At 59.7% G+C, this 23,904-nt stretch carries 24 protein-coding genes and 1 tRNA gene; 15 read left to right on the plus strand and 10 right to left on the minus strand.

The annotated features are described in order from the left end of the window. Nucleotides 1-11 precede the first annotated feature (11 nt). Together HK23_RS02115 and HK23_RS02120 are read left to right on the plus strand one after the other, a co-directional pair. Nucleotides 12-2,072 (plus strand): lysylphosphatidylglycerol synthase domain-containing protein, encoded by a 2,061-nt coding sequence (locus HK23_RS02115; protein WP_256940016.1) that lies wholly within the window; start codon nucleotides 12-14, stop codon nucleotides 2,070-2,072. A 47-nt stretch (nucleotides 2,073-2,119) separates the two neighbouring features. Next, nucleotides 2,120-2,848, plus strand: coding sequence for a MarC family protein (locus tag HK23_RS02120; RefSeq protein WP_062140769.1), 729 nt, complete (start codon nucleotides 2,120-2,122; stop codon nucleotides 2,846-2,848). Nucleotides 2,849-2,934: 86 nt separating this feature from the next. Here the strand turns inward: HK23_RS02120 and HK23_RS02125 are convergent, their stop codons facing one another. Beyond that, entirely contained in the window at nucleotides 2,935-3,756 is an 822-nt protein-coding gene (locus tag HK23_RS02125; RefSeq protein ID WP_086652701.1) for a 23S rRNA (adenine(2030)-N(6))-methyltransferase RlmJ, read from the minus strand. Further along, the gene (tsaD, locus tag HK23_RS02130; RefSeq protein WP_086652702.1) at nucleotides 3,753-4,865 is read right to left on the minus strand and encodes a tRNA (adenosine(37)-N6)-threonylcarbamoyltransferase complex transferase subunit TsaD; all 1,113 of its coding nucleotides are present in this window, start codon (nucleotides 4,863-4,865) and stop codon (nucleotides 3,753-3,755) included. The genes HK23_RS02125 and tsaD overlap by 4 nt, the downstream gene beginning before the upstream one ends. A gap of 172 nt (nucleotides 4,866-5,037) precedes the next feature. On the opposite strand from tsaD, the gene hemC reads away from it, so the two are divergent. Then, the gene (hemC, locus tag HK23_RS02135) at nucleotides 5,038-6,111 is read left to right on the plus strand and encodes a hydroxymethylbilane synthase (protein WP_086652703.1); all 1,074 of its coding nucleotides are present in this window, start codon (nucleotides 5,038-5,040) and stop codon (nucleotides 6,109-6,111) included. Nucleotides 6,112-6,120: 9 nt separating this feature from the next. Then, the gene (locus HK23_RS02140) at nucleotides 6,121-6,855 is read left to right on the plus strand and encodes a uroporphyrinogen-III synthase (RefSeq protein WP_086652704.1); all 735 of its coding nucleotides are present in this window, start codon (nucleotides 6,121-6,123) and stop codon (nucleotides 6,853-6,855) included. A gap of 123 nt (nucleotides 6,856-6,978) precedes the next feature. Here the strand turns inward: HK23_RS02140 and secB are convergent, their stop codons facing one another. Next, on the minus strand, nucleotides 6,979-7,476 hold the full coding sequence (secB, locus tag HK23_RS02145; RefSeq protein ID WP_062250651.1) for a protein-export chaperone SecB: 498 nt from the start codon (nucleotides 7,474-7,476) through the stop codon (nucleotides 6,979-6,981). 124 nt (nucleotides 7,477-7,600) lie between these two features. Beyond that, nucleotides 7,601-8,119 carry a histidine phosphatase family protein gene (locus HK23_RS02150; RefSeq protein WP_086652705.1) on the minus strand — a complete coding sequence of 173 codons (519 nt, stop codon included), beginning with the start codon at nucleotides 8,117-8,119 and terminating at the stop codon, nucleotides 7,601-7,603. A gap of 165 nt (nucleotides 8,120-8,284) precedes the next feature. Between HK23_RS02150 and HK23_RS02155 the strand changes: the two genes are divergently transcribed. The 4 genes from HK23_RS02155 to HK23_RS02170 all read left to right on the plus strand — a co-directional run bounded on the left by HK23_RS02155 (nucleotide 8,285) and on the right by HK23_RS02170 (nucleotide 12,100). Continuing rightward, the gene (locus HK23_RS02155) at nucleotides 8,285-8,962 is read left to right on the plus strand and encodes a Tim44/TimA family putative adaptor protein (RefSeq protein WP_063908026.1); all 678 of its coding nucleotides are present in this window, start codon (nucleotides 8,285-8,287) and stop codon (nucleotides 8,960-8,962) included. After that, complete coding sequence (locus tag HK23_RS02160; protein WP_086652706.1) at nucleotides 8,959-9,804, plus strand: DNA-methyltransferase; 846 nt, start codon at nucleotides 8,959-8,961, stop codon at nucleotides 9,802-9,804. The genes HK23_RS02155 and HK23_RS02160 overlap by 4 nt, the downstream gene beginning before the upstream one ends. A 125-nt stretch (nucleotides 9,805-9,929) precedes the next feature. Continuing rightward, nucleotides 9,930-11,363, plus strand: a complete 1,434-nt coding sequence (locus HK23_RS02165) for a cytochrome-c peroxidase (protein WP_086652707.1) — start codon at nucleotides 9,930-9,932, stop codon at nucleotides 11,361-11,363. Nucleotides 11,364-11,524: 161 nt separating this feature from the next. Continuing rightward, entirely contained in the window at nucleotides 11,525-12,100 is a 576-nt protein-coding gene (locus HK23_RS02170; RefSeq protein WP_063908367.1) for a Smr/MutS family protein, read from the plus strand. Here the strand turns inward: HK23_RS02170 and HK23_RS02175 are convergent. Continuing rightward, nucleotides 12,065-13,225 (minus strand): hypothetical protein, encoded by a 1,161-nt coding sequence (locus HK23_RS02175; protein ID WP_086652709.1) that lies wholly within the window; start codon nucleotides 13,223-13,225, stop codon nucleotides 12,065-12,067. The genes HK23_RS02170 and HK23_RS02175 overlap by 36 nt on opposite strands. A gap of 135 nt (nucleotides 13,226-13,360) precedes the next feature. After that, complete coding sequence (gene hemF, locus HK23_RS02180) at nucleotides 13,361-14,275, minus strand: oxygen-dependent coproporphyrinogen oxidase (protein ID WP_086652710.1); 915 nt, start codon at nucleotides 14,273-14,275, stop codon at nucleotides 13,361-13,363. A 65-nt stretch (nucleotides 14,276-14,340) separates the two neighbouring features. Here hemF and HK23_RS02185 point away from each other — a divergent pair, with 65 nt between their 5' ends. The 5 genes from HK23_RS02185 to HK23_RS02205 all read left to right on the plus strand — a co-directional run bounded on the left by HK23_RS02185 (nucleotide 14,341) and on the right by HK23_RS02205 (nucleotide 19,110). Beyond that, nucleotides 14,341-15,714, plus strand: coding sequence for a cytochrome b (locus HK23_RS02185; RefSeq protein ID WP_256940017.1), 1,374 nt, complete (start codon nucleotides 14,341-14,343; stop codon nucleotides 15,712-15,714). Continuing rightward, nucleotides 15,711-16,580, plus strand: coding sequence for a cytochrome c1 (locus tag HK23_RS02190; RefSeq protein ID WP_256940018.1), 870 nt, complete (start codon nucleotides 15,711-15,713; stop codon nucleotides 16,578-16,580). Before HK23_RS02185 ends, HK23_RS02190 begins: the two co-directional genes overlap by 4 nt. Next, nucleotides 16,567-17,454, plus strand: coding sequence for an S-methyl-5'-thioadenosine phosphorylase (locus tag HK23_RS02195; RefSeq protein WP_086652712.1), 888 nt, complete (start codon nucleotides 16,567-16,569; stop codon nucleotides 17,452-17,454). Before HK23_RS02190 ends, HK23_RS02195 begins: the two co-directional genes overlap by 14 nt. Nucleotides 17,455-17,535: 81 nt before the next feature. Then, complete coding sequence (locus HK23_RS02200) at nucleotides 17,536-18,348, plus strand: SDR family NAD(P)-dependent oxidoreductase (protein ID WP_256940019.1); 813 nt, start codon at nucleotides 17,536-17,538, stop codon at nucleotides 18,346-18,348. A gap of 15 nt (nucleotides 18,349-18,363) precedes the next feature. Next, nucleotides 18,364-19,110, plus strand: coding sequence for an HNH endonuclease (locus tag HK23_RS02205; protein ID WP_086652714.1), 747 nt, complete (start codon nucleotides 18,364-18,366; stop codon nucleotides 19,108-19,110). 98 nt (nucleotides 19,111-19,208) lie between these two features. On the opposite strand, the gene HK23_RS02210 is transcribed toward HK23_RS02205, so the two are convergent. Beyond that, nucleotides 19,209-19,294, minus strand: a tRNA-Tyr gene (locus tag HK23_RS02210). A gap of 165 nt (nucleotides 19,295-19,459) precedes the next feature. On the opposite strand from HK23_RS02210, the gene panB reads away from it, so the two are divergent. Beyond that, a complete protein-coding gene (gene panB / locus HK23_RS02215) occupies nucleotides 19,460-20,281 on the plus strand; it encodes a 3-methyl-2-oxobutanoate hydroxymethyltransferase (protein WP_086652715.1) in 822 nt (273 codons plus the stop codon). A 252-nt stretch (nucleotides 20,282-20,533) separates the two neighbouring features. Here panB and HK23_RS02220 read toward each other — a convergent pair whose 3' ends face one another. Beyond that, nucleotides 20,534-21,625 carry an NADH:flavin oxidoreductase/NADH oxidase gene (locus HK23_RS02220; protein ID WP_086652824.1) on the minus strand — a complete coding sequence of 364 codons (1,092 nt, stop codon included), beginning with the start codon at nucleotides 21,623-21,625 and terminating at the stop codon, nucleotides 20,534-20,536. Nucleotides 21,626-21,721: 96 nt separating this feature from the next. Here HK23_RS02220 and HK23_RS02225 point away from each other — a divergent pair, with 96 nt between their 5' ends. Next, on the plus strand, nucleotides 21,722-22,051 hold the full coding sequence (locus HK23_RS02225) for an ArsR/SmtB family transcription factor (protein WP_086652716.1): 330 nt from the start codon (nucleotides 21,722-21,724) through the stop codon (nucleotides 22,049-22,051). Nucleotides 22,052-22,076: 25 nt separating this feature from the next. On the opposite strand, the gene HK23_RS02230 is transcribed toward HK23_RS02225, so the two are convergent. Continuing rightward, complete coding sequence (locus tag HK23_RS02230; RefSeq protein WP_086652717.1) at nucleotides 22,077-22,925, minus strand: trypsin-like serine peptidase; 849 nt, start codon at nucleotides 22,923-22,925, stop codon at nucleotides 22,077-22,079. Then, on the minus strand, nucleotides 22,915-23,901 hold the full coding sequence (gene galE, locus HK23_RS02235; protein ID WP_063908036.1) for a UDP-glucose 4-epimerase GalE: 987 nt from the start codon (nucleotides 23,899-23,901) through the stop codon (nucleotides 22,915-22,917). Before galE ends, HK23_RS02230 begins: the two co-directional genes overlap by 11 nt. Between the last annotated feature and the right edge of the window lie 3 nt (nucleotides 23,902-23,904).

Consider the following 23,904-nt stretch of genomic DNA (forward strand, 5'->3'; position numbering starts at 1 on the left):
TGGTGAAGAACATGTCGTCATCACCACAAGGACAGATGCCCAAGCACCAGCCGGAAGGGCCGGGGTGGAAGCGGTGGCTTAAGCATCTGCCCCACCTGATCGGGCTGCTGCTGATGGTGGCTGCGATTGGCGTGGTGCAGCATGAACTGCGCCATCTGCGCCTTGCGGACATCAAGCAGGCGATGATAGCTATTCCGGGCCGTCAGCTCTGGCTGGGCGTGGCCTGTACGTTTTTTTCCTACTTCATTCTGTCGTTTTACGACCGGCTGGCCGTCATACAGGTCGGCTACAAGCAGATATCCTTCCGCCGCACGGCGTTTGCGGCCTTCTGCTCCTATGTCCTGTCACACAACCTCGGGTTTTCGGCGGTGTCCGGAGCGGCTGTGCGGTATCGGCTGTATCGCAACTGGGGGGTTAGCTCCTTTGCCATAGCCCAGATTATCGCCTTCTGTTCCGCCACCTACCTGCTGGGTGCCGCCGTGCTGATTGGCGGCGTGCTGGTGTGGGAGCCGCAGGTTATCCCTATGGCGGGCAGCCATGTCCCCAGCTGGGTTCTGGCTCTGGTGGGTGTTCTGCTGTGGGTCGGGGTGCTGGCCTATATCGGCATGGCCTTCAAGGTTCGCACCTTTACTTTCCGTAAATGGACGGTGGATCTGCCGTCTCCCCGCATGGCCGTGATGCAGACGGTGGTGGCCGCCGCAGATGTGGCAGCCACGGCAGCCATTGCCTACGTGCTGCTGCCGCCGGGCATTGGTGTGGATTACGGGTCTTTTCTGGCCATTTATATTGCTTCCTACACTGCCGGGCTGATCGCCAGCGTGCCGGGTGGCCTGGGCGTGTTTGATGGCGCCATGCTGCTGGCCCTTGGGCCGTATATGCCCGCGCCGCAAATCCTCGGCGTGGTGCTGATTTTCCGGCTGTTTTACTACATCATCCCGCTGTTTATGGCCGGTATCATGTTCGCCGGGCATGAACTCTTCCTGCGTGGGGACGATGCTCTGGCGAAGAAGAAAAGCCGGAAGCAGAAAACCCCTGCGGCTGTGCGTATTCGCCCCAGTCAGGTGGTACGGGAAAGTGAGGCGGACTTCTCCGTTGCGGTGGCGACGGGCACGGTCTCGCTCTGCGGTCTGATGCTCATTTGCCTCGTGCTGCTTGACCCTGTGCCTAAGTTTGGGGTGGTGCAGGGGCTGTTTTTCTCAGCAGCCGGGTCTGTCAGCAACTACCTGCTTTCTCTGATGGGGGTGGCGCTGATTGGGCTGGGCATAGGCCTTTCGCAGCGCGTGACGCTCGCATGGCGCGGCACGCTGGTGCTGCTGGTAACGGCTGCAATCCTTACCTTCCTGCGCGGCAATACGGTGCTGGTGCCCGTCATGCTGGGGCTTTCGGCCTTTCTGGTGGCACCCTTCCGGGCTTGCTATTACCGTCACGCCCGACTGCTGAGCGAGCCGCTGTCCGCCTCTACTCTGCTGTGCCTGCTGCTGCTGTTTGGGTGTGTGATTGCGCTGGCCAACCGGCACGGAGCCGGAAGCTGGTGGCAGATGGTCTTCATCTTTCCGGCCTCGGGCGCGGCGCGCTGGACTATTGCGCTGGCCGTGCTGATGGCGCTGGTGGTGATTGGCCGCCTGATGTGGCCCGGCCGTATTACGGTTAAAGAATGGGATGAGGACGCCTGCGCGCATTATCTCACGCTCGACCATGCCATGCCCACCATACAGGACCTGAGGCCGGAAGGCTTTGTGGCGGGTGAGGGGGGTGAGGCCATCATTCCGGTCCGCCAGAGCGGGGCCTTTCTTGTTGGGCTGGGTGACCCGGCCGGGGCGCAGGAAGACTGCGTTTCCGCCATCTGGCGCATGCGCGATCTGGCGTTGCAGGACGGATTGAAACCCGTGTTCTGGCAGGTCGGCAGTCCTTTTTTGCGGATTTATGATGATATTGGCCTGAGTGTCTGGCCAATGGACGATGGCACGGGGCTGCATTTCTGCTATCCGGCGAGCGATATTGCTCTCGCATCCAAGTTTTTTGCCACCTATAAGGGCGGCAGAGAGGATTCTCCGGCACCCGCCGGGCAATAAGATTTTATGCAGGGCTTCGTAAGAGGCCGGTTTTGCTGGATACGTGCATGTCGGCTGATTTTACTGCCTCGTTGTTTAGCGGAGGGGCCGCCCGTGTGGCGACAACCTCCTTCCTGCTGGCGTTTCCCGCCCTGTTTTCCATCGTTAACCCGCTCGGGGCTGCGCTGATTTTTGCGCAGGCGACGGCTGGCCGCTCGCAGAAGGAAATCTTCGCGCTGGCCCGGCTGGTGGCGTTCTATTCCTTTGTGCTGATGGTGGTGTCCATCTGGTGCGGCAGTAAGGTGCTGGTGTTTTTCGGCGTGACCGTAAACGCCCTGCGCGTGGCAGGCGGTACTGTGGTGGCCGTGCGCGCGTGGGACCTGCTGCAAAGCCCGGAAAGCATTGAAGCGCAGAAGGAAAAGCAGGCACTGCAGGGCGGCAAGACCGTCATGTCTCCCAACTGGTCTGATTCCGCGTTCTTCCCGCTTGCCATGCCGTTTACGGTGGGGCCGGGGACGATTGCCGTCGCCATTGCGCTGGGTTCTGGCTGCCCGCCCGGGTCTTCCTTTCTGGCGTATGAAGGCGGCATTACCATTGCGGCTGTCTGCGTCGTGCTGATTGTGTGGCTGGCTTATTCCGGTTCGGAAAAGCTGGTTTCCATGCTGGGTGTGACGGGCACCCGTATTGTCAGCCGGATGGCCGCCCTCGTGCTGCTCTGCATTGGTGTGCAGATTCTGGCCGCCGGTGTGCAGGGCTTTGTGGTGGATATCTGGCAGCACATTAAAGCTGCTGGCTGAGGTTCTTTCTCGGGAAGTTTGGAGAGGGCAGGCGACACACTGTGTTGCGCTGCCCTTTTTTGATACGTGCCTTTAAAGAGGGGCGTTTATTCCGCCGTAATCTGCGTGACGGTGGCGTCTTCCGCATGCAGCAGGGTTTTCAGGCGGTTAAGCTGGGCCGTAGCCTGCTCCGCAAAGCCATAAGGCGGCTTGATGACGATCAGCCCCGCGCCATTCAGCCGGTCCGGGTCCACGGGTTTGCGCATCAGCAGTTCGGCGGCCAGAACATCCGGCACTCCGGCATCCTGCAAGGCCGTATAAAAGGTCCGAATGGGTGTGCGATGCTTGATAGGATACCAGATGGCAATCATGCCCGTCGGGAAGCGCGCCCGGATGGTGTGGACTGCCTGAAGCAGCCGGTCGAACTCGCCGGGTTCTTCAAACGGCGGGTCAATCAGCACCAGACCGCGTTTGGCGATTTTGGGTGGCAGCAGGGCGCGGAGGGCTTCGTACCCGTCGCGTTCATGCACAAACACATTCGGGGTGCGGGTAAACAGGCCGTAGAGCTTGCGCTTATCATCCGGGTGCTTCTCGCAGCAGATCAGCTCATCCTGCGGGCGCAGCATCAGGGATGTCAGCACCGGGGAGCCGGGGTAATAGCGCGGTCCGCCCGCTTTTTTCACCAGTTCCAGCCAGGGGGCGAGGGGACTGTCCGGCCCTTCCTCGCTCAGCAGGCCAATGCCCTCTTTCCATTCCTGCGTCTTTTCGGCTTCTTCACTGGTCAGGTCGTATCGGCCAATGCCCGCATGGGTATCCAGCACCATGAACGGGCTGGGTTTGCGCAGAAAATGACCGAGCAGCGAGACCAGAAGCGCGTGCTTCATGCAGTCTGCAAAGTTTCCGGCGTGGTAGATGTGGCGGTAGTTCATACAACACTCTCTTGGGGGGCGAAGCGGGCGGCCATGTCTTCCAGTGGCCAGCGCGGGCGGGGGCGGACGGTGCTGTCATCCGGCTGGGGCAGGCCGAGATCGGCCGCTTCCTGACAGGTTTCAAGAGCCGCCCAGCCCACCATCACGGCGTTATCCGTGCACAGGCGCAGCGGCGGGGCGGCAAAACGCAGGCCCGCACTGGCGGCCACCTCTTCCAGCCGGGCGCGCAGCACGCTGTTAGCGGCCACACCGCCTGCGGCCACCAGCAGCCCGGCTTCGGGCATCATTTTCAGGGCATTGGTTACCCGGTCGGCCACAACATCCGCCACAGCCTGCTGGAAGGAGGCCGCGAGGTCTGCGGCAAACTGGTGGGGCAGGGGTTCCAGCCCATACGGGGCCAGCTTTTGCGAGAGCGCGGTTTTCAGGCCGGAAAAGGAGAAGTCACATCCTTCACGGCCCATCAGCGGGCGGGGCAGGGGGATGGCCTTCGGGTTGCCGGACTGCGCCAGCTTTTCCAGCGCGGGGCCGCCGGGCCAGCCAAGGCCGAGCATCTTGGCGACCTTGTCGAACGCTTCGCCCGCCGCATCATCAATGGTGCCGCCCAGCTTGCGGTAACGGCCAACCCCTTCCACAGCAATGCACTGGCAGTGGCCGCCAGAGACCAGCAGCAGGAGGTAGGGGAAGGCTGCCCCTCCCGGCACCAGACCGGGCAGGCGGGCGGTCAGCGCATGAGCTTCCACATGATTAACGGCCACAAACGGCTTACCGAGGGAGAGCGCCAGCCCTTTGGCAAAACTGGCTCCCACAATCAGCCCGCCAATCAGGCCCGGGCCGGTGCTGGCGGCGATAAAACCGACCTCATCTGGAGTCATGCCGGCGTCTTTCAGCGTGGCCTGCACGAGTCCGGGGAGCAGGGCCAGATGAGCGCGGGCTGCGATTTCCGGCACCACGCCCCCAAAATCTGCATGGCCGTCCTGCGAGACGACCCGTTGTGCAAGGCATACGCCCTCGCTCGAGAGGATGGCGCAGGCGGTTTCATCACAAGACGATTCGATAGCCAGCACAGGTCCGGCAAGGGCGCTGTTTTTCGGCAGGTTCTGGTGGCTCATCGCCTTGTGGCTCCATGTGATGTGATGGGGAACAAGCCCTGATATTCTGTATGCTGTCCGGGGGCGAAACGGTCTGCTGCGCGTGCCGTGCGTCTCTGGGGCGCAAGTTTTTCAGGCCTTTCGGGTATCATGGCTTCTTGTCCTCTCTCCATTCCCGGTAATAGACACTCTTATGGACTCAGCCTACCCTTCCTCGCCCGCCCCTTCGCCCGCGCTGCAGAAAGTTGCGGCGGAAGCGGCAGCTCGCCAGAAAAAGACCTCCGGGCATGCGTCCCGTCGTCTTCTGCCCCTCCGTGTCGGAACGCGAGGCTCCCCCCTCGCGCTGGTCCAGACCCGTGCCTTCCTGACCATGCTCACGCGCTTCTGCCCTGTGCTGCGGGATATGGGCGCGTTTCAGGAGCATCAGATTAACACCACGGGTGATCAGGTGCAGAACCGCCGACTGGCCGAAATTGGCGGTAAAGGGCTGTTTGCCAAGGAAATTCACGAGGCCCTGTCTGACGGACGCATTGATTTTGCCGTCCACAGCCTCAAGGATCTTGAAACCACACTCCCCCCCGGCCTTGTGCTGGCCTGCACGCTGCGGCGTGAAGATGCGCGGGATGCGCTGATCCTTGGCCCCAACCTTGCACCGACGGACCCGGATGATCCGTATTCCGCGCTGCCGGAAGGGGCGCTGGTAGGCTGTGCCTCTGTGCGCCGTCAGGCTCAGATGCTGCATGTGCGGCCCGACCTGAAATTCGGCCTGCTGCGCGGCAACGTGCAGACCCGACTCGATAAGCTGGCCGCCCGCCAGTGTGACGCTACGCTGCTGGCGCTGGCTGGCCTGCGTCGTCTGGGTATGGCGGAGCGCGCCTCTCTGGTGCTGTCTCCCACCGTCATGGTGCCTGCCGCAGGGCAGGGCATTGTGGGTGTGACGGTGCGTGAGGACGATATTGAACTGCGCGAACTGCTGGCCGCCATTGAGGACTACGAAGCCCGCGCTGTGGCCACGGCAGAACGTGCCCTGCTGGCCGAACTGGATGGCTCCTGCCGCACACCGATTGGCGGTTATGCGCAGCTGATTCCCGTTGTGGCGGGGGAAGACCCCAAACTGCACCTGACTGGCCTCGTGGCGCGGGAGGACGGTTCCTTCCTGCTCAAACGCGCCATCAGCGGTGCGCCGGAAGATGCGGCGCGTCTGGGTAAAGAACTGGGTGAAAGCCTGCGGGCCGATAGCCCCGCCGATATTTTTGAAGACAAGTAAGACAGCCTTATGACTCCCCCCGGCATCAGCCGCGGCGTGCTGGTCACGCGGCCGGAGCCGGGGTTGTCTGAAACGCTGGCGGCTGTTTCTGCTGCCGGGTGGGTGCCTTATGCCTCTCCGGCATTGTGCATTACGCCGCATAGCCTGCGGGCTTTGCCCTCCCGATTTGCCGCTTGCGTGCTGACCAGCGGGCAGGCGGTGCAGGCCGCACAGGCGGCTCTTCCTTCCACATGCCCAGTTTATGCCGTTGGAGACCGCACAGCGCAGCGTGCGCAGTTGGCCGGGTTTGTGGGTGTGCAAAGTGCGCAAGGCGATGCTGAGGCTCTGGCTGCGCTGATTATCCGCACAGGCACACCTGCCTCTGGGCCGCTTTTGCTGCTTTCCGGGGCGCGGCAGGGGATGGAACTGGCAAGCCGGTTGCGGCAGGCGGGTTTTCGGGTGGTGCGGCGTGTGGCGTACACAGCCCGGCCAGCCCGTCAGATTGCCCCTGACGTGCTGTGTGCGCTGCAAGTGGGCGAGATTAGTCACACCCTGTTTTTTTCATCAGAAAGTGCCGCAAGCTGGATGGCCGCTCTCCCTGATGCTTCTCGGGGCGCTGTGTGCCGGACAACGGCAATTGTTATCTCACAGGCGGCAGCAGCCGTGCTGGAAAAGGCAGGGTGGACGCATATTATTGTCGCCCGCAAGCCCAATGCACAGGCAATGCTGGCGGCATTGGGTGTCTGCACAGTGGACCGGGCCTAAAAGTCGTCAGATATAAAAACGGAGGCACAAAAAAACCGGCCTCCGGATAAGTCCGAAAGCCGGTTTTCAGGAAACCGTTTAAAACCGTGGCCCGCAGCGTGTTACCGGCGCAGGCCGTCAGTCTCAGGCATTGCCAGCGGTCTGCGGGAATTCCGCACGCTTGGCCTGCCACAGTGCCACAAAGTCGATCGGCTGAAGCACGATCGGCGGGAAGCCGCCGTCACGCGTCACATCGCTGATGATGTTGCGGGCATAGGGGAAGATCAGACGCGGTACTTCAACCAGCAGCATCGGCTCAATCAGCTCCTGCGGCGGGTTGGTCAGCGTGACAACAGCAGCATAAGCCAGCTCGGCAATAAATACCGTGCGGCCAGCAGCGCCGCCTTCCGTTTCCGGGGCTTCTTTTGCTTCGGTCTTGATGGCCAGCGTTACTTCATAAACAGACTGGTCGTCCTGAAGTTTGGAGGCCTGAACATCAATGTTCACGGCAATATTGGGCTGGGAGCGCAGTGTGGCAAAAATTTCTGCGCCACCGGGCACTTCAAAGGACAGGTCCCGCGTGTACTGGAGGTTAATGGCCAGCGGAAGGGCGGGCGGGGCAGACTGTTCAGAGTCAGACATGGAAAAATGCGCTTTCTTAATCAGGTCACACTGAGGTCTTTAGCGGTAGCATGCTGGTCTGGCTTCGCCAACCGTCAGAATGAGACAGAAAAAATTAAAAGGATTTTCAGGCGCTAAGCCAGAGTCAGGCACGCAGATGCTGCCAGTCCCCATTTTCCAGACTCTCGCCACACAGGCCGAGCAGGAACCACCAGTGGGAGACCACAAGCGTGGTTCCGGCATCGGGCTGCTGCGCCATAAAGGTGCGGAAACGCTGCACGCGGTTCTGCATCATGCCGTCACTTTCCGGTGCGGCGGTCCACCAGACTTCCTCCAGCGCATCAAAATTCAGATGCGGCCAGTTTTCATACAAGGTGGAGGCGCAGGAGCCTTCATCGCACGAATACATGGCGCGTTCACGCACCAGCGGGGTGATTTCCGGCGTGATGTTCAGGGCGCGGGCCAGAGGAGTAGCGGTCTCCAGTGCGCGGGTGAAAGGGGAGACGAGAATGCGCGTAATGCCTTCCCCCGCCAGTTCCTGCACAAGGCGCTGTGCATGCACGCGGCCCTGAGCGGACAAGGGAGGATCTGACAGGCCGGGGTCACGCCCTGTGGCAGTGTACAGCCGGTTGAATTCGCTTTCGCAGTGCCGCAGAATAATCATGGTTTCAGCACTTAGGAACAGCGACCAGACTTCCGCAAGGGGCAGAGAGACTTAAGCGGACGCATTGTATCGGGCAGGGGGCTTGTCTATGTATAAAAGACGAGGTCTCCTGAACAATAAGGCTGCGCCTGAAGCCCGGGCTGGTCGAACATGGACGTGTGACAGATGGATTTTTCTTTCGGCCATTTTCCGGTCGATCTGATTCTTTTCGCTCTTGTGGCGGCATTTCTGGCGCTGCGCCTGCGTAGTGTGCTGGGCAAGCGCGTGGGCATTCAGCCTGCCCCCATGCCTGTGCCCCCGCGCCCGGATGCCGCAGGCAAGGTGATAGACGGCAAGGCGGAACAGGTTGAAGCTGTGGCCTATGATATCCCCGGGCAGGGCACACGCGTGGGCCAGCTCCTGATGGATGTGCAGCGGCAGGACAGCACGTTTACGCCACAGCAGTTTCTTGCTGGTGTGCAGACCTCTTTCCAGCAGGTGGTGAAAGCCTATGCGGAAGGAGATCGCGCAACTCTGAAAACCCGCCTGACCCCGGCAGTCTATGCGTCTTTTGAGGCGGCCATGGATGCCCGTGAAGCTGCTGGTGAAAAACAGCGCAGTGAGATTAAAACGATTCGCTCTCTGGCGATTGAGGATGTGCGTCTGGTAACGCTGGACGTGGGCACCGGCGCCTCCATTGATGTGCGGATTGTGTCCGACCAGATCAGTCTGGTGACGGATGCGCAGGGTCAGCCCGTTACCGGGACGGATGCCGTGACTGAATTTTCTGATCTGTGGACGTTTGAACGCCTTCTGGGTGTTAACGGCAGCAGCTGGCGTCTGGCTTCGGCGCGGAGTGCGTGAGAGCACGGGCCGGGGCTAAACCCAAACCGCCTGCACGAGCGCAGCGGTACAAGGTTGGCCAGCAACAGATTATCCGGGGAGACTGCCTGCGTGCGCTGCGGCGCATGGAGGCGGACTCCGTTGACGTGATCATCACGTCACCTCCCTATAATATCGGCCTGTCCTACCGGAGCTATCCGGACAGGAAGGAAGAGGACGAGTATCTGGACTGGATGCTCGATGTCGCACACGGCCTGCGCCGGGTGCTGCGGGCTGATGGCTCGTTTTTCCTGAATATTTCAGGCTCTTCCGCTCAGCCCTGGCTGCCGTTTGAACTGGCGGTGCGGCTGCGCGACCTGTTCGTGCTGCAAAACCATATCTCGTGGGTGAAATCCATTTCTGTTGGTGAGGACAGTTTTGGCCATTTCAAACCCATGAACAGCCAGCGCTTCCTGCATCGCGGGCACGAGCATCTGTTCCATTTTACCCTGAGCGGGGATGTGAAGCTGGACCGGCTGAGTGCCGGGGTGCCGTATAAGGATAAATCCAACATCGCCCGGCGCGGGCACGAGCAGGACCGGCGCTGCCGGGGCGATGCGTGGTTTATTCCGTATGAAACCGTGCGGGACCGCAAACAGAAATTCGACCATCCGGGCACGTTTCCCGTGGCGTTGCCTGAGCAATGCCTGCTGCTGCACGGGCAGGAGGAAGCACAGGTGCTGGACCCGTTTATGGGCACGGGGACCACGCTGTTAGCCGCACAACGCCTTGGGTGTTTTGGGGTGGGAATTGAAATTGACCCTGATTATGTCGCTATTGCGCGGCAGCGTCTGAGAGACGATCTGGAGGCTGCGGAAGACTGACAATCGAATGTTTAAATGATTTTTATGAAAATAATCGTTTTGACATTTTGATATGTATCAAACACAACCCTGACAACAGCGAATAAAAGCTATGCAGTGTTTCTAAAATTTCAGGAGTTGTGGTGTTGCGCAGATTAATAGCCTCGTTAGTAGGTGTGGGTGTTCTGGCTTATGGCGGAACAATTGCCTTCCTGACTCATTTTGACCATGTGACGGCCCCGGAATTACCTGCTGCTTCCCCGACGTTAAAAGATCCAGTGGCGCTTGCAGCCTTTAATGCTGTGCGGGAAGCCCGATGTGACTACTGCCACGCAACGGGCCGTGATCTGCCGTTTTATTTTAAGCTGCCGATTGCAAACCAGCTGATGGAAAAAGACCTGCATGAAGGTCTGCGCCATTTCCGCATCGAGCCCGTTCTGGAAGCCTTCAAGGAAGGCAAGCCGCCGACGGAAGAGCAGCTGTCCCGTATTGAAGAAGTCATTACGCAGAACCGCATGCCGCCCAGCATGTATCTGCTCATGCACTGGCATGCGCACCTGTCTGACGGTGAGCGTCAGGCTGTGCTGAAGTGGGTGGAAGACACCCGCCGCAAATACTACGCCAACACGGGTGCTGCATCTCAGTTTGCCGGTGAGCCTATCCGCCCTGTGCCGGAAAGCGTGCCGGTGGATGCCGCCAAGGTGGCTCTTGGTCGCAAGCTGTTCTTTGACAAAAACCTGTCTGGTGACGGCACCCTGAACTGCGCAAGCTGCCATGACCTGAACCACGGTGGTGTGGACCATCTGGTGACGGCCACGGGCATTGGCGGCCAGAAAGGCCCCATCAATGTGCCGACGGTGTATGACGCATACTTCAAAATTGCTCAGTTCTGGAACGGTCGTGCGGATGATCTGGCAGCACAGGCTGCTGGCCCCGTGATGAACCCGGTGGAAATGGGCTCGCATGACTGGGCCGGTGTGGCGCAGAAGCTGGCAGCCAACCCCGAATATGCGCCGATGTTCCAGTCCGCCTTTGGCACGGATGCGGCGATGGACCAGAACACCATCACCTCCGCAATTGCCGAGTTTGAAAAAACGCTGATCACGCCGGATAGCCCCTTTGATGACTATCTGAAGGGCAACACCAGTGCGCTGAGCGAACAGGCCAAACGCGGCTATGAAAAGTTCAAGAGCATCGGCTGCTCTGGCTGCCATAGCGGCATCGGTGTTGGCGGCGGTGCCTATGAAGCAATGGGTCTGGAAGGCGATTACTTTAAGGATCGTGGTGGCAAGCTGACGGCTGCTGATGAAGGCCGCTATGATGTGACGCACAAAGACGCCGACCACTTCCGCTTTGTGGTTCCCACCCTGCGGAACATTGATCAGTCTGCACCGTATTTCCACGATGGCAGCGTGAAGACGCTGGACGAGGCAGTCCGGAAAATGGCGAAATATCAGACGCCGGATGCTGCGATTTCTGATCAGGACGTGAGCGACATTGTGGCGTTCCTCAAGAGCCTGACCGGGAAGTATGAAGGCCACTCTCTGGCCGACATGGGGCAGCCTGCCGCAGCCCAGTAATGCGCAGAAAAAACGAGGGATCAGCCAGATAAATGCGCTGGTCCCTTGAAAGACGGCCCCTCAGCAGGTGATAAGCTTGCCGAGGGGCCGTTTTTATGTGGGAAGGAATACCAGTGGTCAGGCGGCGTCATCTCCGGGAAGAAGAAAAGGCGCTGTGGTCCATGGTGGTGCGGGACGTAGCGCCCTTGCATGTGCCGCGTTCGGGACTATCCCCCGAAAATGCTACTGAAGCGGAGCAGGCGACTGCGGCAGAAGAAGCCAAAGGCAAACGTCTGGCTCTTGCCGCGCAGAAAAAGCAGCCCCGGCATAAAAGACGTTTGACCACGGTTGATATCCCCCTGTTCGTGCCTGCCGCAGTGCCGCCTGTGCGGGTGCAGCAGGTGGTGCAGCCAGTCGAGGAGATTGGGCGGCGGTCTCCGGGTGTTGATAATTATAGCTGGCGCACTTTTACCGACGGCAAAATGAAGGTGGAGCGGCGGCTCGACCTGCACGGTATGGTTGCGGAAGATGCGTTCCGTCGGCTGATGGAATTTATGGATGTGTCGTTTCGGTGCGGCCTGCGCTGCGTGGAAGTGGTGACAGGCCTTGGCACCGGGCAGGAAGGCGGCATCCTGCGGCGCGAACTGCCGCACTGGCTGGCGCGGGCCGATATGCGCCACCGGATTCTGGGCGTGACCTATCCCCATGCGGGGAATAAAGGGTCAGTCCGTATTTTGCTGCGTCGTCGCCGCCGGTAAGGGTTTGCCCGCAGGGGCATCCCGCCAGCGCGGAATATTGACGGACAGCCAGCGCCGGAGGGCCAGAATGCGGTCCAGATCCGGCATCATATCCGCATAGAGCGCAGAGCAGGGCAGGCCAGCAATAAGTGTCTGATTTTGCTCCCTGGCGTGGGTGCGCAGCGCGGGTTCACTCGCAGCAACCTGTGCTGCGTGCCGGAACCGGGCAACAAGGTCCGGCGGAGAAAGGTTGGGCAGCATCAGCCCGGCTTTCAGGCTGGCGGCCGTGGCCGCTGTTTTCCAGACATCATAGAGCCGGCCGGCGGGCAGGCGTTTTCTTTCCTGCCGGAAAATGGTCGTGAAATCAGGCGGCAGACGCAGGCGCGGGGAGGCTGAGGCAGGCAGGACGTTGGAGAACAACGGCTGCGTGTTCGGGTCATCATCCTGCAGGGAGGCCATCCGTTCTTCATACTCTTCATCAAACGGAAGCTGGATAACGTCCACAGCGCCTGCCTTCAGCGCAGCAATGGCCGCGTCTGGCGTGCCATACCCCGGAGCAGGCAAGGGGTGCATGCCTAAAAGGTCCAGAGCCACAAGGGTGGGCAGTTCCGGCCCCGAGAGGGCCGAGATGGCCACGCGCAGCGGGCGGCCTTGCAGGAAGCTGGTAAAGGTGCGGTGCAGGCTGATCTTGCCGATCGTCACAGTCGGCTGGCAGCTCATGAAAACGGGGAGCCAGCGCTGGGCGTCATAATGCACCCGGGGGTCGCCTGTCAGAGCGGCAATCAGGCCGGAGCCGGGCACAACCAAACCGGAGGGCGGCGTGGGTTGCTCCTGCTGGATATCAAACAGATTGCCGCCGGTTACCCCATCCCAGCCGGTGGTCAGGCGGAGGGGGAAGGGGTCAGCATAATGCATCTCTTCCGCAAGGACCGGAGCCAGAAGGGCCGCCCACTGGCCACAGATACTCTCGGACGTGCCGCCCACAATCAGCGGGGGTAAAGGCTGGGTATTCAGCGCTGTGGCAGAGCGTGCAGAGCGGTGGGGGAGCAGGCATAAGGCAGCGCCGCCCCCTAAGCCGCCCAGTAACAGGCGGCGAGAGAACAGTCTGGTGGAAGAGGAATGATCTGGCTGATCAGTGCGCGGCACGTGTGAAAAACCTCCCAGTCGTCGTATCTGTCTGAGCGTCCCTTAAAGGGGCAGGGCCGAGAGACTCAGGGAGTGGAGTCTTGCCAGCCCTGCCAGACCGCACCAGCGATCTGCGGCAAAATTACGGTCGGTCTCTCAGGGCCATTTCACTTCCGGCGGCATGCTCATCAGAATCGCTTCCGTATGGCCGCCGGTTTTCAGGCCAAACAGTGTGCCCCGGTCATGCAGCAGGTTGAATTCCACATAGCGACCACGGCGAATCAACTGAGCGTCGCGTTGTTCCGGCGTCCAGGGTTCCATCATCCGGTCCCGGATAATTTCGGGATAGGTTTCTAAAAATCCGAGGCCGACATCTTTGGTGAAGGCGAAGTCCTGCGCAGTGTCTCCGCTATCCAGCCGGTCATAGAAAATGCCGCCCAGACCGCGCGGCTCGTTGCGGTGCGGCAGGTAGAAATATTTGTCACACCAGGCTTTGAAGCGCGGATAATAGTCGGGGTCATGACGGGCGCAGGCCTGCTCAAACCCGGCATGGAAGCGGGCGGCGTCATCAATCGCCTCAGCACTTTCGGGGAACATGGGGGTAATATCCCCGCCGCCGCCAAACCAGCCTTGCGTGGTGATGATCATACGGGTGTTGAAGTGCGCAGCAGGCACCAGCGGGCTGCACATATGCGCCACAAGGCTGATGCCGGTTGCAAAGAAGCGCGGGTCTTCCGATGCACCGGGAATGGTGGCGGCAAATTCCGGGGAGAACGTGCCTTCCACGGTGGAAACATTCACGCCCACTTTTTCAAAAATGCGGCCCCGCATCAGGCTCATCACACCGCCGCCACCCGGGGTGCCGTCCTGATTCTGGCGGTTCCAGCTTTTGCGTTCAAACTGGCCTGCGGTCTCATGGCCCGGCAGGATGGGCGTGTTCTGCTGCACGGCGTCCTGCTCTATCTGCTCAAAGGCAGCGCAGATCCTGTCACGCAGGGTTTCAAACCACTCTTTAGCTTCCGCTTTCAGAGCTGTATGGGCGGGCACAGAATACGCTTTGGTGGGAGTCATAGCCGGGTCTTTTTTCCTCTCACGCGCGGATGGAGGCTCACCCGCGCCTGCTAAAGGCCCTAGAGGTGCGCCTTCCTGACGATCATTGCAAGATCATGCCGTTCATCGTTAAACACGACAACACTGTTCTGTGCGGCGTTCGGGATGCCGTGTCTGGCAGAGGTGAGGGGGAACGGATGGCAGGCACACCATCGTGTCAGGATCAGGCCTATCAGCCGCCAGCGGGGCCGGTTTCGGTGGAGACTGCGCCGGAAGCGTCGGCTGGTTCTACAGCCGGTGGTGCAACCCGGACGCATACGGCCTCTGCTTTTGTGCGGGACTATATGGCGTTCCTCCTGCCGCGAGACCTCAACCTGCTGTGGACCATCGGGGCCATGCTGGTGGCCGTTCTGGCCCTGATGCTGCTGAGCGGCCTCACACTGGCGCTGACTTACACGCCCGATGCCTCACTGGCTTTTACCTCTGTCGAAACATTGGAACGGCGCGTGCCCTTTGGCTGGCTTTTGCGCAGCATGCATATGACAGGGGCCACGTTCTTTATGGCGGCGCTGTATCTGCATGTGTTTCGGGGGCTGTGTTACGGCTCTTATCGTGCGCCGCGTCAGGGATTGTGGGGCGTGGGCACGGTTCTGCTGATGATGGTGATGATCACCGCCTTTGCGGGATACGTGCTGCCATGGGGCCAGATGTCCTACTGGGGCGCGGATGTGGCAGGCAAGGCTGTTGGCGCAATCCCGCTTGTGGGGAACGCGCTGGAGCGGGTTTTTCTGGGGGGGGATGCGCCCGGGACGGCCACGCTGCACCGGATGTTCGTGCTGCACTTTACGCTCGCCTTTAGCATTGTCGGCATGGTGATCCTGCATGTGGCGGTTTTGCATGCCAGAGGCAGCACAAGCCCGTCTGGTGCCGTCGGGCAGAACCGGGCGCGGATGCTGCCGTTCCACCCCTATTTTACCGTCAAGGATGGTCTGGGTGTGGTGCTGCTGGCCCTTCTGTTCACGCTGGTGATGTGCTTCTGGCCGGGGCTGGTGACCGAGGTGGAAAATTATCGCCCGGCCAACCCTTTGCACACGCCTGCGGACATTGAGCCGGAATGGTACTTCCTGCCATTTTACGGCATGTTGCAGGCTGTGCCGTCCAAATTTTTTGGGCTGCTGGTGTCCGGTGGTGCTGTGGCCATCCTGCTGTTTGTCCCCTGGCTGGACCGGGGTAATTCCGCCACTTTTGCGGCTGGCCGATGGGGAGGCTTGTGCTGGTTGCCGCGTGTGGCGCTGACCGTTCTGGTCTGTTCCTTCGTGCTGGCCGGGTTAGCGGGGCGGCATCATGTGCAAGGCGTCTGGTTGCTGGTCGGGCGATTGGCGACGCTGGGCTATTACCTCTATTTCCTCGGTTTTTTGCCGTTTTACAGTCGGCTGGCGCACAAGGAGGCACGGTCTTGAAGGCGCGGATGTCTTTCGCGGTGCGGTCTCTTGCTGCTGGCCGCAGGGGGAGCGTGCGCTGGCTGCCGCAGGTGGTGGCGGGCGTGCTGGTGTGTTCCTTCGTGCTGGCCGGGCAGGGAGCGTTGACGGCCTCTGCGCAGGCTGCGCCTCCCTCAGGTGCCCCGGCGCATGCCCCCGCACAGAACTGGTCTTTCAATGGTCCATTAGGGCATTTTGATCTGGGGGCCGTGCAGCGTGGCTATGCTGTTTTTGCCGGCGTTTGTGCCTCTTGCCACAGCCTGACGCAGGTGCATTTTTCCGACCTGGGCGATATGGGCCTGACACCGGAACAGGTAACGGCCCTTGCCGCCTCCTGGCAGGTTGCCGCAGGTCGGGATGCAGAGGGACACCTTAAACATCGCAAAGCCACGCCGGATGATGCGCTGCCCCGGCCCTATGCCGACCCGGATGCCGCACGCGCTGCAAACCGTGGCGCGGTGCCGCCTGATCTGTCCCGTATCACGCAGGTCTATCCCGGCGGCCCAGACCGTGTGTATGCGCTGCTGACGGGCTATGCGCCGGTAAAGCCACCAACGGCGGAAGCCGGAGCCGCTCAACCCGAAGCAGGCTTTGCAAACCCCTACGCCATTGGCCACCGCACAGCCATGCCACCGCCTTTGCGGGATCATGCCGTGATGTATGCCGATGGCACCCAGCCCATTGCACAGCAGGAAGCGCGGGATGTCACAACCTTTCTCGCGTGGATTTCCAACCCGCATGCGGATGACAAACGCAGGCTGGGGGTTGGGGTTGGGCTCTATCTGTGTTTTCTCGCCTGTTTGCTTGTTATCCTGAAACGGAGAATCTGGTCACATGTCGCAAAATGAAGAAGTTGTGGAACCCGTCATCGGTCTTATTGGCGGGTCCGGCCTGTATGATATTGACGGGCTGGAAGAGAAGGAATGGCGCACTGTTGAAACCCCGTGGGGTCTGCCGTCTGACCAGCTTCTGTTTGGCAGACTGGATGGTGTGCGTTGCGTCTTCCTGCCGCGTCATGGCCGGGGGCATCCTATTCCGCCGTCTCGTCTGAACTATCGCGCCAATATTGCCGCGATGAAGATGTCCGGCGTGACCGATATTGTCTCGCTCTCTGCCGTCGGGTCTTTGAAAGAAGAACTTCCACCGGGGCATTTTGTGATTGTCGATCAGTTTATCGACCGCACCATCTGGCGGGAAAAAAGCTTTTTTGACACTGGCTGCGTGGCCCATATCTCCATGGCAGACCCGCTCTGCGCCCGTATTGGCGACGTGCTGGAAGCCCAAACCAAGGCGCTGAATATCGAAGCGACCCGTGGCGGCACATATCTGGTGATGGAAGGCCCGCAGTTTTCCACCCGTGCGGAAAGCAACCTGTATCGTTCATGGGGCTGCTCCGTAATTGGCATGACCAACATGCCGGAAGCGACTTTGGCGCGGGAAGCCGAGATTTGCTACGCGACCGTCGCCATGGTGACGGATTATGACTGCTGGCACGAAGACCACGATAACGTGACGGTAGAAAGTGTGGTGAAAACCATGCAGGGCAACTCCGCCAAAGCGAAGGCGCTGGTGAAAGCGGTGATTCCCGCCCTTGGTCAGCCGCGTGGCCTGTGTTCTGCCGGGTGTGACAGAGCGCTGGAATATGCCCTGATTACCGCCCCGGAAGCGCGGGACCCTGCGCTTATCAGCAAGCTGAAAGTCATAGCCGGGCGCGTACTGTAAGGCTGCTAACCAGGCAGCCTCTCTTGCACGTCTCACCAAAACGGGCGAATGCTAGCCAAAAGAATGGATGGCTTTGCTCTCGTGACGACTTCTGAACATCTTCGCTCTTCAACCCGCCCGCTGGCCCTTGTAACCGGGGCCGCGGGTGGCATTGGTGTGCCGCTTGTCAGCCGTCTGGTGGCGGCGGGCTACCATGTTCTGGCGCTCAGCCGGAGTGGGGGCGAGGAACAGCCATTTGTCACGCCGATACCGTGTGACCTGACAAAGCCTGAGCAGATTGAACAGGTTGTCACGCAGGTTGCAGCACTCGGCCGCCGCGTGCAGGTGCTGGTGCATTGCGCCGGGGTGATTGTGCCGCAGCGCATGGGGGGCGGGGATACGGCCTCTGTCTCCTGCCAGCTGGCCGTCAATCTTGAAGCCCCCATTCTGCTGACCATGAAGATGCTGCCGCATATCCCCTCAGGCGGGCATGTGGTGTTCATCAACTCCATGGCCGCCCTCGTGCCGCTGGAGGGCAGCAGTATCTATACGGCCAGCAAGTTCGGGCTGCGTGGCTTTGCGCTTTCTCTGGCGCAGGATGTGCGTAAACGCGGCATCCATGTCTCGTCCGTTTTTCCGGGCGCCGTCGATACGCCCATGCTTAAGCGCGAGATTGATAACGGTGGCTCACCGCTGAACTTCGTCACGGCGCCCGCTACGGCAGATGGCATTGCCGCCATTGTCATGGGCCTGCTGCGCCGCCCGCGTGCGGAAGTGTTCTGCCCCAGCTCAGACGGTATTCTGGCTCAGCTTATGCTGATGATGCCCCGCGTCTGGCGGCTGATCCTGCCAATCCTGCTCAAAAAAGGCCGCAAGGGGCTGCGGAAGTATCTGGATGGGCAGATGGGACGGTAAAACGTTACTGAGACAGTGAAACCTGAAGAAAAATCCAAAAGAAATCCGGCATGGAGTAGAGACGAGATTATTCTCGCACTGGACCTCTATCGCCAGTTGCAGGGCGGCTGGCCGAAAAAAAATGACCAAAAAGTCAGTGAATTAAGTCAAACTCTAAATCAGTTTTGGCAAGTTCAAGGTTACGCAGGCGATACACTGCGTAACACTAATGGCGTCAAAATGAAGCTGATGAACCTACGAACCCATGACCCGAAGTATGAGAAGGGGGCGGGGCTTAAAGCAGGTAATAAGTTGGAGGCAGAGGTTTGGACTGATTTCTGGGCACGTCCCGATTATTTAATTGAAACAGCTACAGCCATTCGCGCTTCAATTGCATCTCTCGGTAGAGAATCTTCCTTAGAGACTATAACTCCACAAATTGACGATATAGACGAGGTTGAGGCGGCGGAAGGACGATTGCTAACCTTAATCCATCGCCGCCGAGAGCGTTCTTCAACAATAGCTAAGAACAAGAAAGACAAGACACTCGCAAAAAATGGCCGTTTAATATGTGAAGCTTGTGGATTCGATTTTGTAGAACGATATGGAGAGCATGGAGCTGGTTTTATAGAATGCCACCATATTAAACCGCTTGCTGAATTATCTGGAGAGACAAAAACGCGCTTAAGTGACCTAGTTCTGCTTTGTGCAAACTGTCACCGCATGATCCACGCTAAACGTCCCTGGCTTACCGTTGATGAGTTACGCCAGATTTTACGCTAGCGGGTAAAGCGTAAACGAACGCGATAACACGCAAAGCCAACAAATCTTAATTAGGTTAAGAATTTATTGTTCATCATTTAATTTTTCGGAAACAACAATGGTGGAGGAGGTTGGATTCGAACCAACGTAGGCGTACGCCAGCGGATTTACAGTCCGCCCCCTTTAGCCACTCGGGCACTCCTCCGGGGTTGTTGAGGGAGGAATTAGAGGTCAGGCGGCCTGTTGTCAACACTCTGTTTTCATTCTCTTTCCGTATTCAGGAAAAAACTTTGCAGGCGATGGGTGGACAGGGGTGCCCTCAGGCGTGAAAGGTGCCGCTCAGCAGCTTTTTTAAGCAGGAGAGACAGTCTTGAGCAAACATGTGACAGCCAGACGGCACACCCCGCGGTCCCTCGCGGCGCTGGACGCCCCCATTGTCGCGCTGACGGCCTATACCACCCCCATGGCCCGCCTGATGGACCCGCATTGTGATCTTCTGCTGGTGGGGGATTCTCTGGGCATGGTGGTCTATGGCATGGACTCCACGCTGGCCGTCACGCCGGAAATGATGATTGCGCACGGGCAGGCCGTGGTGCGCGGCAGTCAGTACGCTTGTGTGGCGATTGATCTGCCGTTTGGCAGCTATCAGCAAAGCCCGCAGCAGGCCTTTGCCGTCTCGGCCGAGATCATGGCGAAAACAGGTGCTGGCTGTGTGAAGCTGGAGGGCGGCGTGGAAATGGCTGAAACCGTCCACTTCCTTACCCAGCGGGGTATTCCGGTGATTGGCCATATTGGTCTCAAGCCGCAGGCTGTGCATACGCATGGCGGGTTCCGCACCGTGGGGCGTGGGAGTGAAGCTGAGCAGGTGATGCAGGACGCAAAAGCGATTGAAGCGGCCGGCGCTTTTTCCATTGTGATTGAAAGCACCATGGAGCCGCTGGCGCGTGAGATTTCAGAAACCCTCACCGTGCCGACAATCGGGATTGGCGCTTCTCCGGCCTGTGGTGGTCAGATTCTGGTCGGCGAAGATATGCTTGGGCTTTTCTCTGATTTTACCCCACGTTTTGTCAAACGCTTTGCTGCGATTGGCGAGCAGGTGGACAAAGCTGTGGCAGAGTATGCTGAAGCCGTCCGTAACCGGAGCTTTCCGGGGCCGGAGCAGTGCGTCGGGATGCCGAAAAAGGACTCCTGAAAAACTGTTCGGGACTAAGAGACTTTAAAGAGTGTCTTTCATCGGCTGTTTTGAAAATTCAGACAGGAGAATTGCTCAGGTATTTTAAGTCTGGGTAGAAGGACTTTTAAAAGAACTTCTGGTTCTCTGAATGTCTCTGAGAGAGTAGGGCGTCTGCCTCCACTCTCTCAGGTTTTTACAAAGCAATTCTGTTTACAAAACCTCCTCTCTGTCCGTCGGGATGGGAACGGGCAGAGAGAATGCTTGCAGGCTTTACTGGTAACGGTTCAGCCACCAGCCATAGGGCTGCGGCAGAACGCCAGCGGGCTCCTTTTTATGGACGGCACGGGCGGCAGCGTAAGGCCAGTGCGGGTCTGCCAGAAGCGGGCGGCCCAGAGCTACTGCGTCCAGTGCGGCGGTGCGGATCAGCGCATCAGCCTGCCGTCCTTCGCTGATATACCAGGAGGTGGAGACGGGCAGGCCAGTTTCCTGCTTGATCTGATGGGCATACGGCGCCATGAACGCCGCGCCCCATGGGACCTGGCCGTTCGGCGTGGAAAAGCCGATGCTTACATCCAGAAAATCCAGCCCGGACTCTTTCAGTTTTTTAAGGAGTGCGACGGAATCCCGAAGGTTTTCGTCGTCGTGGCCGTCAAATTCAATCACGCCAAACCGAATGGTAAGCGGCAGGTTTTCCGGCCAGACTTCCCGCACGGCCTCCAGCGTTTCCACCAGAAAACGCCCACGGTTTTCAGCAGAGCCACCATACTGGTCGGTGCGCTTGTTGGCGTCCGGGGAGAAGAAGCTTTGCGCCAGATAGCCGTGTGCAAAATGCAGCATCAGCCACTGGAAGCCGGCATCCCGTGCGCGTTCTGAGGCTTTGACAAAGTCCGCTTTCACGCGGGCAATATCGTCCAGCGTCATTTCGGTGGGTGTGCGGGGCAGGTTGGCCCCAAACGGAATGGCAGAGGGGGCAATAGGCTGCCAGGCGCGTGGGTCACCTTCAGGAATGTGGTCATCGCCTTCCCACGGCAGGTTGGCGCTTGCCTTGCGGCCCGCATGCGCAATCTGAATACCCGGCACAGCGCCAGCCTTGCGGATGGACTCCACAATCGGGGCAAAAGCCGCTGCCTGTTCATCATTCCACAAGCCGAGGCAGCCGGGGGTAATGCGGCCTTCCGGGGAAACGCCTGTGGCTTCCACTACCACCAGACCAGAACCGCCACGCGCAAGGCCTGCGTAATGCACGTGGTGCCAGTCATTCGGCACACCATCCTGCGCCATATACTGGCACATGGGGGCAACGGTAATACGGTTGCGTAAGGTGACGTCTTTTAAGGTATAGGGGTCAAAGAGAGTTGGCATGGATGAAGGCCCTTTTTCAAAAGGAAGCGGGAGAGTGCATAGTTCGACAATAATCGAACTATCAGCGCGCGCAAGGGCCAGGGGCAGGAAAGACGTATGAAGCAGTATGAGCATCCGCCCGCAGAGGCGTTTCAGTTAACGGCCATTCTGCATGCGCTGTCTGACCCGTATCGGCTGTCCATTGTGCAGAAACTCTCGGTTTTGCAGCCGCAACCCTGTGCCCCATTGCAGGGAGACAGGCCGAAATCCTCCGTCTCACACCATTTCAGCGTTTTGCGAAAAGCCGGAGTGGTGCGGACGTTGGTTGTGGGAGTGACGCATATGAACAGCTTGCGGGATGCTGAACTGGAGGCACGCTTTCCGGGTTTGCTGAAAACAATTCTGGAGGCTGCGGCGCAGAGTGCGGGACTACCGGCGCAGGGCTGACAGCCGCACGCGGGGAAGAAAAACACTATTGCGGATCTTCTGAGGTGCCACTTCGACTGTTCAGGAGTGGCACAGCCTGACCGCCAGCATGGGCGCTGCTTGCCAAAACCTGCACCCCAAGCACATGCCAGCCTGAGGCGTCTTGATAGAGCAGCGGCGCGCCACTGCTGCCGTGCGTGCCCGCGCAGTCATGCGAGAACAGAAGATTGCCCCCTCTGTCTCGCGTCAGACCCGTCATATGGCAATGCAGATCCGCTGTGATGACGTCTGGCATGTTCTGCTCGTAGCCCCCCAGAACAACGGGCATGTCGGGTTTGATGTCGTCGGGCGTGGTGCTGATATGAAAAACTTCATCCGGGCGCGCAATTGGGTGGTCGAGCACCAGTGTGGCGTGGTCAAACCCGGCACTCTCGCTTTCCTGATTGGGCTTGTAACCGGGAGGCACAATAAAGCGGACAACACGCGCATGGGCCGTGAATTTGTCCCCACTATAGGCGCGCAGAAAATGCACGCTGGTGGGCTGAACAAAACGGTGAGGCTGCGTGAGCCAGAGGCAATGCGCTGCGGTTTCTACCAGCACAGGGCTGATGAGAAAGCCGGTGCAGCGGGAACCAAGTTCCGTCTGCACCCGGCCAATGGCAGACCATGGCGCTTGTGTGGTGGGCACGCGCTGTCTGGGGTCCGCAAAGGGTGTGACCCCGGCCAGATGTGTGCGGTAGGCTGGCCCTTCTGCATGCGCAGGCAGAGTTTGTAAAAGCAGAGCTAGGGCGGCACCGGCTGTTACGGATGCCCCAAGCTCTGCTTTTAAAGTGCGTGCCGTCTGGAAGCAGACAGCACGCAGGGCAGAGATAAAATTTTGGGGTTTAGTCGACATAACCCTGCGGGTGGTCTTTGCGCCATGCAAAGGCTGTTTCCACAATACGGTCGATATCCGTAAATTCCGGAGCCCAGCCGGTGGCGGCCATCAGACGCTTGGGGCTGGCGACAAGACACGGCGGGTCACCGGGGCGACGGTCTCCGGCCTGCCATGGCACTTCCAGCCCGGTTACGCGCGCAACGCTTTCGATAATCTCGCGGTTGGAATTGCCGCGACCGGTGCCGACGTTAAACGTCACGCTCTTCTCGTTCAGCAGGGGCAGAACGGCCAGATGTGCACGGGCCAGATCCGTCACATGCACATAGTCACGGATGCAGGTGCCGTCCGGCGTGGGGTAATCCTGCCCGAACAGGGTCAGAGCGCCGCGGCGCTTGAGGGCGGCATCAATCACCAGCGGAATCAGATGCGTTTCGGGGCGGTGGTCTTCCCCGGCCCGGCCAGCGGGGTCAGCGCCCGCAGCATTGAAGTAACGCAGGCAGGCGCTTTTCAGCCCATGGATACGGTCGGCCCAGTACAGGGCGCGTTCTACCATATATTTGCTCTCACCATACGGGGAGCCAGGGTCAACAGGTGTGTCTTCGCTGATCGGCTCATCGCCAGCAGAGCCGAACAGCGCTGCGGTGGAGGAGAACACAAACCGTTTGATGCCATGGCGCACGCAGGCGTCAATCAGCCCGAAGCCGATGCCTGCATTGGCGGACATATACAGCATGGGGTCCTGCATACTCTCACCTACCAGAGAGAGAGCGGCAAAATGCAGCACACCATCCCACGGGCCATCGGCCAGAACGCGGTTCAGGCAGTCCAGATCTGCCAGATCGCCATGGATGAAGGTTGCCGCATCAGGCACAGCAGAGCGATGGCCCGTGCGCAGGCTGTCGAACACCACAACGTCATGCCCATCATCTAGAAGGGCCAGAACAACGTGGCTGCCGACATATCCAGCGCCACCCGTAACCAGAAAACGAGCCATAAA

The sequence above is a fragment of the Acetobacter malorum genome (assembly GCF_002153605.1).
GTDB classification, from domain to species: Bacteria; Pseudomonadota; Alphaproteobacteria; order Acetobacterales; family Acetobacteraceae; genus Acetobacter; species Acetobacter malorum_A.